Annotated in this window: 16 protein-coding genes; 11 read left to right on the top strand and 5 right to left on the bottom strand. The window is 62.5% G+C overall.

Annotation, left to right across the window (positions count from 1 at the left end):
* Positions 1-92 precede the first annotated feature (92 nt).
* The 4 genes from R4P65_RS10990 to R4P65_RS11005 all read left to right on the top strand — a co-directional run bounded on the left by R4P65_RS10990 (position 93) and on the right by R4P65_RS11005 (position 4,665).
* A complete protein-coding gene (locus tag R4P65_RS10990) occupies positions 93-713 on the top strand; it encodes an AmiS/UreI family transporter (RefSeq protein ID WP_230816506.1) in 621 nt (206 codons plus the stop codon).
* A gap of 26 nt (positions 714-739) precedes the next feature.
* Complete coding sequence (locus R4P65_RS10995) at positions 740-1,777, top strand: aliphatic amidase (RefSeq protein WP_230816507.1); 1,038 nt, start codon at positions 740-742, stop codon at positions 1,775-1,777.
* Positions 1,778-1,788: 11 nt separating this feature from the next.
* Positions 1,789-2,847 carry an AAA family ATPase gene (locus tag R4P65_RS11000; protein ID WP_317826508.1) on the top strand — a complete coding sequence of 353 codons (1,059 nt, stop codon included), beginning with the start codon at positions 1,789-1,791 and terminating at the stop codon, positions 2,845-2,847.
* 135 nt (positions 2,848-2,982) lie between these two features.
* Positions 2,983-4,665 carry a hypothetical protein gene (locus R4P65_RS11005; protein ID WP_317826510.1) on the top strand — a complete coding sequence of 561 codons (1,683 nt, stop codon included), beginning with the start codon at positions 2,983-2,985 and terminating at the stop codon, positions 4,663-4,665.
* A 55-nt stretch (positions 4,666-4,720) separates the two neighbouring features.
* On the opposite strand, the gene R4P65_RS11010 is transcribed toward R4P65_RS11005, so the two are convergent.
* Positions 4,721-6,112 carry an MFS transporter gene (locus R4P65_RS11010; RefSeq protein WP_317826511.1) on the bottom strand — a complete coding sequence of 464 codons (1,392 nt, stop codon included), beginning with the start codon at positions 6,110-6,112 and terminating at the stop codon, positions 4,721-4,723.
* Positions 6,113-6,286: 174 nt separating this feature from the next.
* Here R4P65_RS11010 and nhaA point away from each other — a divergent pair, with 174 nt between their 5' ends.
* Genes nhaA through R4P65_RS11025 form a run of 3 tightly spaced genes read left to right on the top strand, consistent with a single transcriptional unit; the run spans position 6,287 to position 9,081 of the window.
* A complete protein-coding gene (gene nhaA / locus R4P65_RS11015; protein ID WP_374228086.1) occupies positions 6,287-7,621 on the top strand; it encodes a Na+/H+ antiporter NhaA in 1,335 nt (444 codons plus the stop codon).
* On the top strand, positions 7,618-8,127 hold the full coding sequence (locus R4P65_RS11020) for a phage holin family protein (protein ID WP_230816512.1): 510 nt from the start codon (positions 7,618-7,620) through the stop codon (positions 8,125-8,127). Before nhaA ends, R4P65_RS11020 begins: the two co-directional genes overlap by 4 nt.
* A 15-nt stretch (positions 8,128-8,142) precedes the next feature.
* Positions 8,143-9,081, top strand: coding sequence for an alpha/beta fold hydrolase (locus R4P65_RS11025; RefSeq protein WP_230816513.1), 939 nt, complete (start codon positions 8,143-8,145; stop codon positions 9,079-9,081).
* 3 nt (positions 9,082-9,084) lie between these two features.
* Here the strand turns inward: R4P65_RS11025 and R4P65_RS11030 are convergent, their stop codons facing one another.
* The 4 genes from R4P65_RS11030 to nth are packed head-to-tail and all read right to left on the bottom strand — an operon-like array spanning position 9,085 to position 12,433.
* Positions 9,085-10,275: a MarP family serine protease gene (locus R4P65_RS11030; protein ID WP_003946095.1), complete on the bottom strand. Its 1,191-nt coding sequence runs from the start codon at positions 10,273-10,275 to the stop codon at positions 9,085-9,087.
* Positions 10,272-10,991 (bottom strand): CoA pyrophosphatase, encoded by a 720-nt coding sequence (locus R4P65_RS11035; protein ID WP_317826512.1) that lies wholly within the window; start codon positions 10,989-10,991, stop codon positions 10,272-10,274. The genes R4P65_RS11030 and R4P65_RS11035 overlap by 4 nt, the downstream gene beginning before the upstream one ends.
* A complete protein-coding gene (locus R4P65_RS11040; RefSeq protein ID WP_317826513.1) occupies positions 10,988-11,641 on the bottom strand; it encodes a TlpA disulfide reductase family protein in 654 nt (217 codons plus the stop codon). The genes R4P65_RS11035 and R4P65_RS11040 overlap by 4 nt, the downstream gene beginning before the upstream one ends.
* Positions 11,642-11,647: 6 nt before the next feature.
* Complete coding sequence (nth, locus tag R4P65_RS11045; RefSeq protein WP_003943471.1) at positions 11,648-12,433, bottom strand: endonuclease III; 786 nt, start codon at positions 12,431-12,433, stop codon at positions 11,648-11,650.
* 80 nt (positions 12,434-12,513) lie between these two features.
* On the opposite strand from nth, the gene R4P65_RS11050 reads away from it, so the two are divergent.
* The 4 genes from R4P65_RS11050 (at position 12,514) to R4P65_RS11065 (ending at position 14,893) form a co-directional block, all read left to right on the top strand.
* On the top strand, positions 12,514-12,786 hold the full coding sequence (locus R4P65_RS11050) for a hypothetical protein (RefSeq protein WP_019746620.1): 273 nt from the start codon (positions 12,514-12,516) through the stop codon (positions 12,784-12,786).
* A 255-nt stretch (positions 12,787-13,041) separates the two neighbouring features.
* The gene (locus R4P65_RS11055) at positions 13,042-13,716 is read left to right on the top strand and encodes a Crp/Fnr family transcriptional regulator (RefSeq protein ID WP_003943506.1); all 675 of its coding nucleotides are present in this window, start codon (positions 13,042-13,044) and stop codon (positions 13,714-13,716) included.
* 130 nt (positions 13,717-13,846) lie between these two features.
* The gene (locus R4P65_RS11060; RefSeq protein WP_007732407.1) at positions 13,847-14,317 is read left to right on the top strand and encodes a DUF1348 family protein; all 471 of its coding nucleotides are present in this window, start codon (positions 13,847-13,849) and stop codon (positions 14,315-14,317) included.
* Positions 14,318-14,332: 15 nt separating this feature from the next.
* A complete protein-coding gene (locus R4P65_RS11065) occupies positions 14,333-14,893 on the top strand; it encodes a TetR/AcrR family transcriptional regulator (RefSeq protein WP_317826515.1) in 561 nt (186 codons plus the stop codon).
* Positions 14,894-14,974 lie beyond the last annotated feature (81 nt).

Below are 14,974 nucleotides of genomic sequence, written 5' to 3' on the forward strand. Positions count from 1 at the left end.
ACCTCTTGACTTCTGTGGCGCGCATCACTTAGTTTCATTTGGAATCATTTCATTTGAAAGTAACCCGTCCCGAAAGTAACCGGAGGTGCCCGATGGGCAGTGTTGGCTTGCTTTACGTGGGAGCCGTCCTCTTCGTCAACGGACTGATGCTGCTCGGCACAGTTCCCGTTCGATCCGCCTCGGTCCTCAACCTCTTCGTCGGCGCTCTTCAGTGCGTCGTCCCCACCGTCATGTTGATTCAGGCACAGGGAGATTCGAGCGCCGTCCTGGCGGCCTCGGGGCTCTACCTATTCGGATTCACCTACCTCTACGTGGGCATCAGCAATCTCGCCGGCTTCGAGCCGGAAGGAATCGGGTGGTTCTCGCTGTTCGTCGCATGCGCCGCACTCGTGTATTCCTTCCTCTCGTTCACGGTGAGCAACGACCCGGTATTCGGCGTCATCTGGCTCGCGTGGGCAGCACTCTGGACGCTGTTCTTCCTGGTGCTCGGCTTGGGCCGGGAAAATCTCGGCCGCTTCACCGGTTGGGCCGCAGTCCTTCTGAGCCAGCCCACCTGCACGGTTCCCGCCTTCCTGATGCTGACCGACAACTTCCACACCACGCCTGCCGTCGCGGCCGGCTGGGCCGGAGCACTTCTGATTCTCCTGGGTCTGGCCAAGATCCTCGCCGCCCCCAAAGCCGCAGTACCCCAATCCCGTCCAGTCTTCAACTGATCCACACAACCAAGGAGTGAAAGACAATGCGACACGGTGACATCTCCTCGAGCAACGACACAGTCGGCGTAGCAGTGGTCAATTACAAAATGCCCCGCCTGCACGATCGCGCCGGCGTCCTCGAGAACGCGCGCAAGATCGCCGACATGATGATCGGCATGAAGACCGGTCTCCCCGGAATGGATCTCGTGGTCTTCCCCGAATACTCCACGCAGGGAATCATGTACGACGAAGAGGAGATGTACGCGACAGCGGCCACCATCCCCGGTGACGAGACCGCGATCTTCTCCGCCGCATGCCGCGAAGCCGACACGTGGGGAATCTTCTCCATCACCGGCGAACAGCACGAAGATCACCCGAACAAGCCGCCGTACAACACGTTGATCCTCATCGACAACAAGGGCGAGATTGTTCAGAAGTACCGAAAGATCCTGCCCTGGTGCCCCATCGAAGGGTGGTACCCCGGTGACACCACCTACGTTTCCGAGGGCCCCAAGGGGCTGAAGATTTCGCTGATCATCTGCGACGACGGCAACTATCCGGAGATCTGGCGCGACTGCGCAATGAAGGGCGCAGAACTGATCGTCCGCTGCCAGGGATACATGTACCCCGCCAAGGACCAGCAGGTGATGATGTCCAAGGCGATGGCCTGGGCCAACAATTGTTATGTGGCAGTTGCCAATGCGGCCGGATTCGACGGCGTCTACTCCTACTTCGGACACTCGGCGATCATCGGATTCGACGGTCGGACGCTGGGCGAAACCGGCGAGGAAGAATACGGAATCCAGTACGCGCAGCTGTCCGTCTCGGCCATTCGTGATGCGCGCGAGAACGATCAATCCCAGAACCACATCTTCAAGCTCCTCCACCGCGGCTACTCCGGCGTCCATGCAGCAGGTGACGGAGACAAGGGCGTCGCGGACTGCCCGTTCGAGTTCTACAAGCTGTGGGTCACCGACGCCCAGAAGGCTCAGGAACGCGTCGAGGCCATCACCCGAGACACAGTGGGTGTAGCGGATTGCCGCGTCGGAAACCTGCCGGTCGAGAAGACAATCGAAGCGTAAGGATTCCTGCCGTGCCGTATATCACCGACATGCTCCATGACCGGAACAATGCAGCTGCACCACCACCGGCCGAGGAACCAACCGAACCCGCACCGGTAGGAGCCTTCGACGCCCACAAGCTCTCGAAGGCCCTCAGTTCCAAGATCGTCGGACAACAGGCCGCCGTCGACGCTGTGGTTCGTGCAATTTCGATCGCGCATGTCGGTGCCACGGATCCGACGCGTCCGCTCGCCAACATCCTTCTGGTCGGCCCCACCGGCGTCGGCAAGACGGAGCTGGTGCGGCGGGTGGCCGCGGAACTACGGTCAGGGCCCGACGATCTGTGCCGCATCGACATGAATGCTCTAGCACAAGAGCACTATGCGGCATCGTTTTCCGGGGCTCCGCCTGGATATGCCGGAAGCAAGGAGTCCTTCACACTGTTCGACAAGAACACTGTCGAGGGCGATCCGTACACCCCCGGAATCGTCCTGTTCGACGAAGTGGAGAAGGCCGACCCCACCGTGCTGCGCGCGCTCCTGCAGGTCCTCGACAACGGCGAGCTCCGGTTGGCGAACGGTCAGCAGAAGATCTCGTTTCGCAACAGCTACGTGTTCCTGACGTCGAATCTCGGTTCGGCTGCGGTGGCGGAACGTCGACGGTCCCGCCTACGACAGATCGCCGATCGCGTCCGCATCGATCGACCACGCCACGGTCATCATCTGGTGCAGCGCGCGTTGGAGAAGTTCTTCGACCCCGAGTTCTTCAACCGCATCGACGAAACCGTGATCCTCGACGAGTTCGACGAACGGACGGCGGAGCAGGTCACTCGGCTCGAAATCGGACTGATCACAGCTCGGCTGGCTAGGAGAGGCGTCGACGTGGAGGTAGACGACAGCGCCGTCGCCCTGTTGCAACGTCGCGGGTTCGACCCGGTGTACGGAGCACGTGGCCTACGCCGGACCATCCGAAACGTCTTGGCCGACCCGGTGGCCGCCGCCGTTCTCGACCTTCGGCCGGTCGGGACGCAGCCACTCGCCTTGCAAGCGCGGGCAGGTGGTGATCAGATACAGGTAAAGAAAGTCCCATGAGTGCTCGCTCACGTTGCGGATCGAATCCGCAACGTGGGCGACACATTTCAAACATGTCCGCGTAACGCCACCTCCCTAGGTTGGGTGCCTGCACCACAAAGTGCACATGCACAGGCACCCAGGGGAAGTGACGTCATGACAGCAGTGAACGAGCAGGTGTCCGCCGGCGCGCCGGACAGGGCAGAACTCGGTGAGAACGCCGCACTCAAGGAGACTCTGGAGGACTACACCCTCCGATTTGCGCCACGCAGTTACCGCAAATGGGGAACCGGCGTGGTCGCGACCTCCGCGCTCGGCGGAATCGCGTATCTCGCAGACTTCTCGATCGGCGCCAACATCGGCATCTCGTACGGCACCGGTAACGCACTGCTGGGCATCGCCGTGTTTGCCGTCGTCATCATGGCCACCGGCTTCCCACTCGCCTACTATGCCGCGCGATACAACATCGACCTCGATTTGATCACGCGCGGAAGCGGTTTCGGCTACTACGGTTCGGTGGTCACCAACGTCATCTTTGCGACGTTCACTTTCATCTTCTTCGCGCTCGAGGGTTCCATCATGGCCCAGGGTTTGAAACTGGGGCTCGGGATCCCGCTCTCGATCGGCTACGCGGTCTCGACCCTGATGGTCATTCCACTGGTCATCTACGGCATGAAGGCTCTGGCAAAGCTCCAAGTGTGGACGACGCCTTTGTGGCTCGTCATGATGGTGCTGCCGTTCCTGTATCTGCTGTTCAAGCACCCTGATTCGGTGAGCGCGTTCTTCGCATTCGGCGGTGAGGACGGCGCAAACGGCAAGGGCGTCAACTTCGGTTCGGTGATGTTGGCCGCGGGTGTCTGCCTGTCGCTGATCGCGCAGATCGCCGAGCAGATCGATTACTTGCGCTTCATGCCGCCCAAGACACCGGAGAACACCCGTCGTTGGTGGGCTGCAGTAATTCTCGCCGGGCCCGGCTGGGTCATCTTCGGCGCGTTCAAGCAGATCGTCGGACTGTTCCTCGCCGTGTACATCATCGCGAACGTCGTCGACGGATCCTCGATCGCCAACCAGCCCGTGCACCAGTTCCTCGAGATCTACCAGGACATGATGCCGCACTGGCTGGCCATGACGCTGGCCGTGATCCTCGTCGTCATCAGCCAGATCAAGATCAACGTCACCAACGCGTACTCCGGCTCACTGGCCTGGACCAACTCGTACACCCGCGTCACCAAGACCTACCCGGGACGCATGATCTTCGTACTGGTCAACCTGGCGATCGCACTGATCTTGATGGAAGCCAACATGTTCGACTTCCTCAACACGATCCTGGGCTTCTACGCCAACTGCGGTATCGCCTGGGTCGTGGTTGTCGCCTCTGACATCGCGATCAACAAGTACTGGTTGAAGCTCTCCCCGAAGGTCCCCGAGTTCCGACGCGGGATGCTCTACGACGTCAACCCCGTCGGCTTCGTGTCGATGCTGCTGGCTGCGGGAGTGTCGATCCTGGTGTTCTTCGGCGCTTTCGGTTCGGCGATCAAGCCGTTCTCCCCGATCGTCGCGATCGTCATCGCACTGGTGATGCCGCCGGTCCTGGCCGTCGCCACCAAGGGCAAGTACTACCTACGACGCACTGACGACGGCATCGATCTACCGATGTTCGACGAGTACGGAAACCCCTCCGGCGAAACGCTTTTGTGCTGCGTCAGCGGAGTCGAGTTCGAGCGTCCCGACATGCTCGCGTCGAACGTTCCCGGCCCGAACGGCGAGAAGCAGTACATCAGTTCCTTGACATTGAGCACCGACAAGACCGGCGAGCACGTCCTACCTGCTCAGCCCTGACAACTGCTGTGCGCCTTTATTAACCGCCGGGGGTCAATAAAGGCGCACAGCAGGGTCATGCCCCTACATTATCCAGCGACTCACCCTTTGTCTCACGCATGACCAGCAGCGCAACAAAAGTCAGTGTCGCCGCCACGAGGAGGTAGATGCCGACCCAGCCGACGCCGTAGTTCTTCGCAAGGTAGACGGCGATGAACGGCGCCACCGCAGCGCCCAGAATGCTGGCGGTGTTGTACGCAATTCCCGAGCCCGTGTAGCGGACGTTGGTCGGGAAGAGTTCCGGGAGAACGGCACTCATCGGACCGAAGGTCAGGCCCATGAGCAGCATGCCCACGATGAGGAACGCCAACATGCGTCCGTCGTTCATTCCGTCCGGTTCGAGGAAGACGCCGAAGGTCAAGCCGAACACCATGATCAGGCCGGTGATGATCAGCAGCGTGATCCGGCGCCCGTAACGGTCGGCGAGCCAACCCGAGACCGGCACGGCGGCAGCGAAGAACACGACTGCGATCAGCTGCAGGACAAGGAAATCGGTGTACTTGAAGCCGGCACCGGTTCCACCGTCGGCCGCCGTCTTGCCGGTTCCGTGACTGAGCACCCAGGTGGTCATGATGTAGAAGAGCGTGTACGTCGCGAGCATCACGAACGTACCGATGATCAGCTGGCGCCAGCTGGTCTTGAACACCTCGGCGACCGGGGTCTTGACCTTCTCGCCGCGCTCGACTGCGCGCGCGAACACCGGGGTTTCCTCGAGCTTGAGCCGTACGTACAAGCCGATCATCACCATGATTGCGCTGAGCAGGAACGGAATTCGCCAACCCCAGCTCAGGAACGCGCCCTCGAGGTCCGGGCTGGAATTGTCGTGGTTCATGAACAGCGTGATGATCAGGAACAGGCCGTTGGCCATGAAGAAGCCGATGGGGGCACCGAGTTGCGGCCACATCGCCGCCCAGGCCCGCTTGCCTTCCTTGGCGGTCTCGGTCGCGAGTAGAGCAGCACCCGACCATTCACCGCCGAGTCCGAGGCCCTGACAGAAGCGCATGAGCGCCAACAACGCCGGGGCCAGCAGACCGATCTGGTGATAGGTGGGCAGCAGACCGATGAGGAAGGTCGCGATGCCCATCGTCAGCAGCGAGCCGACCAGGGTTGCCTTGCGTCCGACGCGGTCCCCGAAGTGTCCGAAAAGGATCGAGCCGAGGGGGCGGGCGACAAACGCGAGTCCGAACGTCGCCAACGACGCGAGAAGCGCGGTGGTGTCGTTGCCCTTCGGAAAGAACAGGTGCGGGAACACCGATACTGCCGCGGTTGCATAGATGTAGAAGTCGTAGAACTCGATGGACGTACCCACCATGCTGGCAACCACGATTCGGCTGCGTGGCACTCCGGCGACGGTATCTGCGCCACCGTCCTCGGGCTTGGGTGGGTTCTCACTGACTGACGTGCTCAAAGAATGCTCCTGCGCCGATATACGAACGATGTCCAATTGGTGGGATGCTGTCCCAATCGGTAGGAATTGAACACCCGCGGGCTTTTCCTGCGCAAATCCGACTCCGCGAATTCGGCTCAGCGGGCAATCCGCGATAAAATTCCGTAAAGGTGAGCCGGGAAGTCTGGTCGGCACGTGCATTCGATGCGTCACAACGTCGATCACGTTCATGTCTGTTGCATCCGAATTCGGTTGCACGAACAAAGGTCGTCCCCACGCGTGATCTCCACCCTGCGTTCCGAACTGTCCCGCTATCTCCGCACCGAAACGGTGGGCGGATCGATCCTCCTGATCGCCGCCGCCGTCGCTCTGATCTGGGTGAACTCACCTTTCGGTGAGAGCTACATCGCACTACGCGACTTCCAGATCGGCCCCTCCGTACTCCATCTCGACCTCAGCCTGGGCACGTGGGCGCAAGACGGACTGCTTGCCGTCTTCTTCTTCGTCGCCGGCCTCGAACTCAAACGCGAACTGGTGGTCGGCGAGCTCGCGGACCGTAAAGCCGCGATGCTGCCGATCATCGCGGCGTGCGGCGGCGTCCTGGTCCCCGCGATCATCGCGGCATCCATCGGCTTCGGCACGCCCGGCATGGACAAGGGCTGGGCTATTCCCGTCGCGACGGACATCGCTTTTGCCCTCGGCGTGCTCGCGCTCACCGGCTCGAAGATCCCAGCGAGCGCCCGAGTTTTCCTGCTCAGCCTGGCCGTCGTCGACGATCTGCTCGCGATCATCCTCATCGCCGTACTGTTCACCGGTTCCCTCGCGATGTTGTGGCTGCTGACCGCGGCCGCAGCCCTGGCTGCCTACGCCTACGCCCAACACAAACGCATCACGACGCCGTTCCTCTACGTCCCGCTGGCACTATTGACCTGGTACGCGATGCACGAAGCGGGGATACACGCCACACTCGCCGGCGTCGCGCTCGGCTTACTCACCCGGGTCAGGCGTGATCCGGACGAGGAGTACGCGCCGGGCAGCCGTCTCGAGCACCGCATTCAGCCGTACTCCGCAGGATTCTGCGTCCCCGTCTTCGCACTGTTCGCCTCCGGTGTTCCGATCAACGCCGCGGTACTCGGCGACATTTTCACCGACCCAGTGGGGCAATCGGTTGTCGTCGGTCTTCTGGTCGGCAAAACCGTCGGAATCTTCGGGATTTCCCTGCTCGCGATCAAATTGGGGATAGCAACCAAACCCAAGACACTGGAATTGAGAGACATGTTTGCCCTCTCAGTTCTCGGTGGCATCGGGTTCACCGTTAGCCTGCTTGTAGCAGACCTCGCATTGGACGGGGTCGGCGATGGCAGCGAGGCCGAGATAGCGAAGGCCGCAGTTCTCGTGACATCGTTGGTGGCATCGCTGATCGGATCAGCGCTGCTGTGGCGACGTGGACGGGTGCATGCGGCTCGAGACGACGCTTCCACCGCCATTGCCACGGACGCGAGAGAACTACCTGGAGAGGTCGACAAGTGAGCTTGACCAACGGAGAGAGCCAGCGCTTCACCGGAGATGGAGTACCGAACACGGTCTCTTCCATCCCTCTCACCGATGTGGACGCCCGCACGCCGGGCGAGGCCACCATCGGGGCCCTCGTCAAGGATGCGACTGCACAGGTCTCCACCCTCGTGCGCGCCGAGGTTGAACTCGCCAAGGCCGAGGTCACGGGCGAGGTCAAGAAGGGCCTGCAGGGCAGTGTCTTCTTCATCCTGGCCTTCACAGTTCTGCTGTTCAGCTCGTTCTTCTTCTTTTTCTTCCTGGCCGAGATGCTCGACACCTGGGTGCCGCGCTGGCTGGCGTTCCTCATCGTCTTCCTGATCATGGTGGTGACCACCGCGATCCTGGCGCTGCTCGGTTATCTGCGCGTGCGCAAGCTGCGGGCTCCGGAGAAGACGATCGAATCGCTCAAGCAGGCCAGGAACGTCATCCCCGGCAGCCATGACGACGCAAAGCCGTCCGTCGATTTCAACGCGCGCCGGTAGCGAGTCTGATCGAAAGTGGCAGCCCCAGATCCATCCACCGTCAGGTTCGACGGCCCCTGGATTCACCGGGACATTCACGCCAACGGCATCCGGTTTCACGTCGTCGAGGTAGGCGACGCGGAGCCGGATGCTCCGTTGGTGGTCCTGTTGCACGGATTCGCCGATTTCTGGTGGTCCTGGCGCCATCAGCTGACAGCGCTGTCCGAGCAGGGCTTCCGCGTTGTCGCGATGGATCTTCGTGGGTACGGCGATTCCGACAAGCCCCCTCGCGGCTACGACGGTTGGACGCTCGCCGGTGACGTAGCCGGCCTCATTCGTGCGATGGGTTACGGCAAGGCCACGCTGATCGGTCATGCCGACGGAGGGCTGGTGTGCTGGGCGACCGCCCTCCTGCATCCACGCCTGGTGCGGTCGATCGCGCTTATCTCGTCACCACACCCGATGGCGCTCAAGCAAGCCGTCGTCCGCGACCCCTATCAGCGGCGGGCACTGTTGCCCTCGTTCCTGGCCTACCAGGTACCGCTTCGCCCGGAGCGACGGCTGACGGCCGCAAAGGGCGCCGAGGTGGAGCGCCTCGTTCGTTCGAGGTCCGGCCCCACCTGGCCGCAGCAACCCGAGTTCGCGGACGTCATGAGCAAGATGCGATCCGCGATCCGGATCCCGGGTGTCGCGCATTCCACGTTGGAGTACCAACGCTGGGCATTCCGCAGCCAGCTCCGCCCCGAAGGGCGTCGCTTCATGAAGTTGATGGATCAGGTGCTTCGCATCCCGACCCTCCAGATCCACGGCGAACTGGACCCGTACGTCCTGACGCGCACCGTGCGTCGCGACAGGCACTGGGCTCCCACCGAGAAACTCCACACCATCGCAGGCGTCGGCCATTACGCACATCAGGAAGCCCCGGAGCGCGTCAACAGCACGCTCCTGCACTTCCTGACCGACGAGCCTTCCTGACCGCTACAGAATGCACGCGCCGGTCGGCACGGGCGTCGAGGCCGACGCGGCCGCGTTCAACTGACGCGAGACTTCCTGCGCGGTGAGGACGAATCCGGTGTCGCTGTCGTCGACGGCAGCGCCGAACACGACGCCGAGGACCCGTCCCTGATCGTCGACCATCGGTCCACCCGAGTTGCCCTGCCGGATGGATCCGCGAACGGTGTAGACCTCGCGCTGGGTGGTTCCGGCCTTGTAGATGTCCGGCCCGTTCAGGTTCAGGACCTCACGAACGCGGGCTGCGCTGGCCGTGTACGGACCACCGCCGGGGTAACCGAGCACCAACGCGTTGTCACCGGTCCGAGCCTGCTCCGGAGCGAACGGCAGCACCGGCGCGTCCAATCCGGGAACCGCCAGAATCGCGATGTCGACAGCGGAGTCGAAGAGAACCACCTGTGCGGGCAGTGCGCCCTCCATGGTGTCCACCGTGATGCTCTCGGTTCCGGCCACCACGTGGGCGTTGGTCATGACGCGTTCGGGGGCGACGATGAATCCGGATCCCTCGAGCGCGCGCTGGCAACTCGGTGCGACGCCGTTGATGCGTAGAACACTCGGACGCAACTGCGCCGCCAACGGACTGGCCAGAACGCTCGCGTCGGGTGCTTCGACCTCGGTGATGGGTGTGCGCCCGAACGGGCCGATGACGTCCGGCAGGCCGGAGGTGTCGAGCAACGCCGAAAACTCGGTCGGGATGCGGCGCAGCCACTGCGGCGCCACTTCGTCCACACTGGCGAGTACATCCGAACCACGAACAGCTGCGGCGATATTCGGCTGCGACGAAGAAGTGAGCGGAATCGCGAGCAACCATGCCGCGACCACGACGGCCACCGCCTGTAGACCCGCACCGATGACGCTGTCGACGGATCTCGCCGTCGGACTGTGCATTCCGCTGCGCGCTGCGCGTCCGAGGACCATGCCGGCGACCTCGCCGATGATGACCAACACCACGATCAGCGAGATGCCCGCGAGGATGCGAAGTTTGCCTTCGGTGACGTGCACGAGCAGGTGTGGCGCCAACAGAATTCCGGCGACGGCGCCGAGGATCACGCCGACGAACGCCAACGCCGACGCCACCGCGCCCTGACGCCATCCGGACGTGGCGGCGATGAGGGCGACCAGAACGATGGCGATGTCCACCCAACGAGAACCTGTCATCGCGGCACCGCCGAATCCTCGACACCTTCACCGAACTCGGACAGCGCTGTGTCCAGGTCTCTCACGTCCTCGTAGTTCCATGGAATCTCCCAGCCGGACACCGTGAACAGCGCCGCGAGGATTCCTGCTGTGAACCCCCAGACCAGCATGCCGTCGGCGCGGAACGCCGGGCCCTGATATCCGAGGGGATGGCGAACCTGAAACCGGTTGTCCGGGTCGAGCAACGTGCGCAGTGGCACCCTGGCCACCCGTCCGACCTCGCCCTCGTCCTGAATGCCCACCGTCGTCGGCTGCTCCCAGTAGCCGAGCACCGGAGTCACGTCGAAACCTGACGGCGGGATGAAGATCTCCGGCAGCACGGTGAGCGGCTGAACACCGCTCGGATCGAGCCCGGTCTCCTCCTGCGCTTCACGCAGCGCAGTGCCGATGGGACCGTCGTCGCCCGGGTCTGCTGCGCCGCCGGGGAAGGCGACCTGTCCGCTGTGCTGACGCATCGTCGACGCCCGCTGGGTCAGCAAGACGTCTGCGCCCTCGGGCAATCCGCCGACGGCCAGAGGATCGGCCTCGCGAGGCCCGCCGAAAAGCACGAGCACCGCGGCCGGACGCGTCACGGTGCCGCGCGGCGCACGACGCTCGAGGACGGGGTTGATCCTGTGGGGATCGGTGGGTTGGGTGCCGGCGACAGCACGCAACCACTCGGGAACCGGTGTACTCATATGACGACTCCCAGATATTGCGCCGCAGCGGCGGCGATTTCGTCCGCACTGCGGAAAGGTTGGGGCAAGACCTTGGCGACCGTTCCATCCGCGCGCACGAGCACCGACACCGGCAGCACCGGCGGTGCGCCCACCGCGATCCGCACCTTGCCGTCACCGTCCTGGACGCCGGGCAAACGCACCGAGTAGTCGATGAGTCGCGTCAAAGCGTTCTCCTGATTCGGATCAGAATGCACCGTCAGAACGTTGATGCTGCCGTCGGCGCGCTCCGCGAATTCCTGAAGGTATGGAAGCTCTTCGGCGCACGGCGCACACCAATACGCCCACAGGTTGAGCAGAGTCGGCTTTCCGCCCACCGCTGCGGCAAGGTCGACGGGCGCTCCGTCGGAGACGCAGTCGAGGGTGATTCCGGCGAGAGCCGAGCCGGCAGGCGCTTCGCCGGTCGGAGTCGGGCAGGAAGCCAGAGCCGCCTGGCTACGGAGTTGATCGAGCGATTCCGACGACGGAGTGAACGTCGGCGGCTGATACGCGGACGAGGACGGGCCCGTCGAGGTGGGCGTCGTGTCGTCTCCTCCGCGCGGCCAGATCGCCACGACGAGAGCCGCGACGACCACGAGCGCAGCGAGAGACCATCTTCCGGCACTTGTCATCGGCGATCACAACCCTGCCAGGGCGAGCAGATGATCGGTCTCGGGGCCTTTCACCAGGGCCGCGGCCTCGGTTTTGTCGGTCGGGCCGAGACCGTACGACGGGCAGTCCTTGGCCAGAACACACACACCGCATGCGGGCTTGCGCGCGTGGCAGACCCGTCGGCCGTGAAAGATCACGCGATGCGAGAGCAGAGTCCATTCCTTACGTTCGATCAGTGCCCCGACGGCGTGTTCCACCTTGACGGCATCTTCTTCCTCGGTCCACTTCCACCGACGCACGAGCCGACCGAAGTGGGTGTCGACGGTGATTCCCGGAATGTCGAAGGCATTGCCCAGCACGACGTTCGCGGTCTTGCGTCCGATGCCTGGGAGTTTCACCAGATCTTCGAGCTTGTTCGGGACCTGCCCGTCGTGGCGTTCGAGTAGCGCCTGACCGAGTCCGATCAGCGACGTCGTCTTGTTCCGGTAGAAGCCGGTGGAGCGGATGTACTCCTCGAGTTCGGTCCGATCGGCTTCCGCGTATGCCTTTGCGTCGGGATAACGGGCGAAGAGTGCCGGCGTGACCATGTTGACGCGGACGTCGGTGCATTGCGCCGACAGGATTGTCGCCACTGCCAGTTCCAACGGAGTGGTGAAGTCGAGTTCGCAGTACACGTGTGGGAAAGCCACAGCGAGCTCACGATTCATCCGACGCGCCCGGCGTACCAATCCGAGGTGTGATTCTTCCTTCCGCGCACCCCCCGAACGCGGTTTCTTCCGCTGCTCTGAACTGCCTGTCGGGGTGGTCTGCACTCAGACAACTGTACGGATACGACATGAGTGGAGACTCCGTCGTGTCGATTCTGAGACCTTCGACGTGTTTACTTCCCCCTATGCAAGGACTCGCAGTAATTCTCTTTCCGCTACTGCTTATGCTCTTTGCCCTGGCGATGGAACGAGTCGAAGGGCGATTGCGTCGGCTCTCGGTCCAAGAGCATGAAGTAGAAGACTTCCTCGACCAGGCAAGTCACGACGACGTCGCCCGCCTGGCAAGCGATGGGTTTCCCCATGCGTTCGCCCGCTTCCACCGGAAGCGTAAGGGCCGTCAGTCGGAGGCTCCCGAGAGCGCCAGCCTGGGCGAAATCCGGACACAACGGGCAAGTTGACGGCCATACAAAGTAGTCACCGCAGCGGATTCCGGAAGAATTTTCGGCTCTTACGTGGCATCAATCACTCGTCGCGAGCTAACGGGACGTAGACTTCGATGCCGTACCTGTTGCATTGAACACAGATTGTATTGGACATAGTGTCTCACTCATGAGGGCTGAGCCTGTGTACGACGGTTTGTGCGCAGCGCGGGTACAAAGATAGATAGCGCAAAAATGACACCACAAACGAACAAATCCCAACAAGGAGCGCACGTGGACGACGTCCTGGCAAGAGCCGGCATCTTCCAAGGAGTCGAGCCCTCAGCGGTAGCGGCGCTGACAAAGCAGCTGCAGCCCGTCGACTTCCCCCGTGGACATGTCATCTTCAACGAAGGTGAACCCGGTGACCGCCTGTACATCATCGTGTCCGGCAAGGTGAAGATCGGTCGACGCTCACCCGACGGTCGCGAGAACCTGCTGACGATCATGGGCCCGTCCGACATGTTCGGCGAACTGTCCATCTTCGACCCCGGCCCCCGCACCTCGACGGCTACGACCGTCACCGAGGTTCGCGCCGTGAGCATGGACCGCGACGCTCTCAAGGCATGGATCCAGCAGCGCCCCGAGATCGCCGAGCAGCTTCTGCGCGTTCTCGCCCGCCGTCTGCGTCGTACCAACAACACCCTGGCCGACCTGATCTTCACGGACGTTCCCGGCCGTGTCGCCAAGGCGCTCCTGCAGCTCGCGCAGCGCTTCGGCACTCAGGAAGGTGGCGCCCTGCGCGTCACTCACGACCTCACGCAGGAAGAGATCGCCCAGCTCGTCGGCGCTTCCCGCGAGACCGTCAACAAGGCGCTCGCCGATTTCGCACACCGCGGATGGCTTCGCCTCGAAGGCAAGAGCGTCCTGATCTCGGATTCCGAGCGTCTCGCTCGTCGCGCGCGCTAGTTTCTTCCTGTTCGACTCTTTCGGCCGCTCCCGCTTCGGTGGGGGCGGCCGAAGTCGTTCACTGGACTCTTCTTGTACCTATCGGTAAAGTCTGTACCGATAGGTACATATCTGATCGAGAGGCCCCGCAATGACCGTCCGAGCACCGATTCCGCCCTTCACTCACGAAACTGCCGTCCAGAAGGTCCGCCTCGCCGAGGACGGATGGAACTCACGCGACCCGCACAAGGTGTCGCTGGCCTACACGCCGGACAGTTGGTGGCGTAATCGGTCGACGTTCGTCACCGGCCGATCCGAGATCGTCGAACTTCTGACCGAGAAGTGGACCCGCGAACTGGACTACCGGTTGATCAAAGAGTTGTGGGCACACAGCGACGACCGCATCGCAGTGCGATTCGCGTACGAGTGGCACGATCACGACGGGCAGTGGTTCCGCTCCTACGGCAACGAGAACTGGGAATTCGACGCCGACGGACTCATGCACCACCGTCATGCCAGCATCAACGACGTTCCCATCGAGGAGTCCGAGCGAAAGTTCTTCTGGGATCCGACCGGACCACGCCCGCACGATCATCCGGGCCTGAGCGAGTTGGGTCTGTGATGAAAGGATGAATCCATGGCCAGACAGGTAGCTGAACGCTCGGACACGATTCCCGCTCTCGCGAACGTGTTTCGAACCTACGGGTTCGACGGAGCAAGCCTGGCCGTCATCACCGAACACACCGGTTTAGGCAAAGGCAGTCTCTACAACTTCTTTCCGCGCGGGAAGGAAGAGATGGCCGAGGCCGTACTCGACGAGGTCGACGGATGGTTTCGCATCGAAGTCTTCGAACCGCTTCGAGCAGAATCGGTTCCACCGAGGCAGCGCATCCAGAGCATGTTCGCTACCGTGACCGCCTACTTTCGGTCAGGGCAACGCATTTGCCTGTTCGGCGCATTTGCACTCGGTGAAGAGCGAAACCGCTTCGGCGCCAGGGTGCGAACATACTTCGACGAATGGACAACGGCTCTCGAGGCGGCACTCGTCGGTGCCGAAGATTCCACCGGACTCGCCGAAGAAGCCGTGGCCGGGATCCAAGGGGCGATCGTGATGTCCCGGGCCCTGGACGACGGTGCCGTATACAGCCGAGTGACGGCGCGACTCGAAGATCGACTGGTACAGGCACTCACGCCGTAACGCATACCGCACGACCACAAAGGCATTTGTGCCGCAGCATCCACCTGGCATGCTCGAAAAAGCATGCACAAGAAGAAAGGA

This window comes from Rhodococcus sp. IEGM 1318 (assembly GCF_033142465.1).
Taxonomy (GTDB): Bacteria; Actinomycetota; Actinomycetes; order Mycobacteriales; family Mycobacteriaceae; genus Rhodococcus_F; species Rhodococcus_F qingshengii_B.